Below are 3,335 nucleotides of genomic sequence, written 5' to 3' on the forward strand. Positions count from 1 at the left end.
GATCAAGCTCCCCATCGCGCGCTGGGACCTGAACCTGAACTTCGACACCGGCGCTGCTGGGAGCAGCGCGGACGGACCGCTGGTCGGCAGCCTGGAGTACGCCACTGATCTGTTTGATGGTGGGTCGGTGGGGGTGTTGGTGGAGCGGTTGTTGTGTGTGTTGGGTGGTGTGGTTGCTGCGCCGGGTCGGCCGGTGGGTGAGTTGGAGTTGTGGTCGGCGGCTGAGCGGTCGCGGGTGTTGGAGGGGTGGAACGCGACGGGGTCGGTGTTGCCGGCTGGGTCGTTGGTGGAGTTGTTCGAGGCGCAGGTGGTGCGGACGCCGGATGCGGTGGCGTTGGTGGATGAGGGGGTGGAGTGGACGTATGCGGAGTTGAATGCGTGGACGAATCGGTTTGCGCGGTTGTTGGTCGGGCGTGGTGTGGGTCCGGAGTCGGTGGTGGCGGTTGCTCTGGAGCGTTCGGCTGAGTTGATCGCGGTGCTGGTGGCGGTGGTGAAGGCGGGTGGTGCGTATGTGCCCATCGATGCGCGCTATCCGGTGGACCGGATCGGTTACATGTTGGAGGATTCGCGGCCGGCTGTGGTGGTGACGGCTGGTGGTGTGCCGGAGGGGATTCGGCTGGCTGCTGCTGGGACGGGTACGGCGGTGGTGCTGATGGATGATCCGTCGGTGCAGGCGGAGTTGGATGCTCTCGGCGATGGTGATCTGTCGGATGTGGAGCGTTCGGGGGCGGTGTCGGCGGATCGTTTGGTGTACATGATCTACACCTCGGGTTCGACGGGGCGGCCGAAGGGTGTGGCGGTTCCGCATGCGGGTGTGATCCGGTTGCTGTTCGGTGGCGGGTTCATGGAGCTGGGCCCTGATGATGTGTTCGCGCAGCTGTGCTCGGTGTCCTTCGATGTGGCGACCCTCGAGATCTGGGGCGCCTTCCTGAGTGGTGCGACCCTCGCCGTCCCTCCGGCCGGGGGCCTGTCCACCAGCGAACTCCGCGAGTTCCTCCGGCGTCGCGGTGTCACTGCACTGTGGCTGACGGCGGAGTTGTTCCATCAGGCGGTGGATGCTGATGTCGAGGCGTTCGCGGGGTTGAAGTACCTGTTGGCGGGTGGTGATGCGCTGGCTGTGCCGCAGTGCCGTCGGGTGCTGGAGGCGATTCCGTGGGTGCGTCTGATCGACGGTTACGGTCCGACCGAGAACACCACCTTCACGACGACGCATCCGATTCGGCTGGAGGATCTCGACAGTGCGGCGGGGGTGCCGATCGGGCGGCCGATCGGGAACACCCAGTGCTATGTGCTGGATGAGTTCCTGCGGCCTGTCCCGCCTGGTGTGACGGGGGAGTTGTACACCTCGGGCATCGGGTTGGCGCGTGGTTACCACAATCGGCCGGATCTGACGGCGGAGCGGTTCGTGGCGTGCCCGTTCGGTGTTCCGGGTGAGCGGATGTACCGCACCGGTGACCTGGCGCGGTGGCGGGCGGACGGGGTGCTGCAGTATCTGGGCCGGGTCGACAACCAGGTGAAGATCCGTGGTTTCCGGATCGAGCTGGGTGAGGTCGAGTCGGTGGTGCAGGAGGCTCCGGGCATCACGCGGGCTGTGGCCATCGTCCGCGAGGACACCCCCGGCGACCGACGCCTCGTCACCTACGTGGTGCCGTCGAGTGTGCCGATGCCCGAGGACGAGCGCGTTCAACTGGCAGCTGCCACCCGACAGTATGCTGCCGGTCAGGTGCCGGCTCACATGGTGCCGTCTGCTGTCGTGGTGCTGGACGCGATCCCCGTGACGGCCAACGGCAAGGCCGACCGCCGTGCGCTGCCCGCCCCGGACTACAGCGCGTCGGCCGAGGAGCACGAGTACGCCACCGAGGACGCGCGGACCCTGGCCGGACTCTTCGCGGAGGCTCTCGGCATCCCGGCCGTCGGCCCGCTGGACAACTTCTTCGACGCCGGCGGGCACTCCCTGCTCGCGACCAAGCTGATCAACGGCATCCGTTCCACCTTCTCGGTCGAACTTCCGTTGAAGGCACTGTTCGAGGCGCCCACCGTCACCGAGCTGGCCAAGCTGATCGGCACCGCCGAGCGCACCAGGCCCGCACTCCTCCGCCGCGAGCACACCGGCCTGGTCCAGGCCTCCTTCGCGCAGCAGCGGCTCTGGTTCCTGAACCAGTTCGAGGGCGCGGGAGTCGGTGTGGGTGCGGGTGCGGCGTACAACGTGCCGGTGGCGGTGCGGTTGCGTGGTCCGTTGGACCAGGCGGTGCTGGCCGCCGCGTTGCGTGATGTGGTGATCCGTCATGAGAGTCTGCGGACGGTGTTCGTGGACGAGGGCGGTGTGCCGTGGCAGCGGGTGGTGGAGTCGGATGCGGTCGAGGTGCCGTTGACCGTGCTGGCGGTCGGTGCGTTGGAGTTGGCGGGGGAGTTGGAGGCGGCGGCGTCGGTCGGGTTCGATCTGGCGGGTGATCTGCCGTTGCGGGCGTGGCTGTTCGAGCTGGGGCCGGAGGAGCGGGTGCTGCTGCTGGTGGTGCACCACATCGCGGTGGACGGCTGGTCGATGGACCCGCTGTTCCGGGATCTGACGGTCGCCTATGCGGCCCGGGTCGAGGGCGGGGAGCCCGGATGGGAGCCGTTGGCCGCGCAGTACGGCGACTACGCGGTCTGGCAGCGGGAGCTGCTCGGCTCGGAGGACGATCCCGACAGTCTGATCAGCAGCCAGCTCGCCTACTGGAGCCGGGCGTTGGCGGGTCTGCCGGAGGAGTTGGCGCTGCCGTACGACCGGCCGCGGCCGGCGGTGAGTTCGTACCGGGGTGGGCGGGTGCCGGTGGTGCTCGACGCCGAACTGCACCAGGCGCTCAACGGCCTCGCCCGCCGCACCGGGACGAGTCTGTTCATGGTCCTCCAGGCCGCGTTGGCGGTGCTGCTGACCCGCATGGGCGCGGGGACCGACATCCCCATCGGCACCCCCACGGCCGGCCGCACGGACAAGGCGCTCGACGACCTGGTCGGCTTCTTCGTGAGCACCCTGGTGCTGCGCGTCGACACCTCGGGCGACCCGACGTTCGAGGAGCTGCTGCGGCGGGTCCGGGAGACCGACCTCGATGCCCTGAACCACCAGGACGTCCCGTTCGACCGGCTGGTCGAGGCGCTCAACCCGACCCGCTCACTCGCCCGGCACCCGCTGTTCCAGATCCTGCTCTCCGTGGACGAGACCGGCGACGTCGAACTGTCCGGTCTGGAGTGCGCCGTCGAGCCGATCAAGCTCCCCATCGCGCGCTGGGACCTGAACCTGAACTTCGACACCGGCGCTGCTGGGAGCAGCGCGGACGGACCGCTGGTCGGCAGCCTGG

Annotated in this window: 1 protein-coding gene; it reads left to right on the forward strand. The window is 68.5% G+C overall.

Features of this window, described 5'->3' with window-relative positions; translation table 11 throughout:
• On the forward strand, window positions 1–3,335 hold a 3,335-nt coding region (locus ABT118_RS32585), incomplete at both ends, for a non-ribosomal peptide synthetase (RefSeq protein WP_350678503.1).

This window comes from Kitasatospora sp. NPDC002040 (assembly GCF_040296785.1).
GTDB lineage: Bacteria > Actinomycetota > Actinomycetes > Streptomycetales > Streptomycetaceae > Kitasatospora.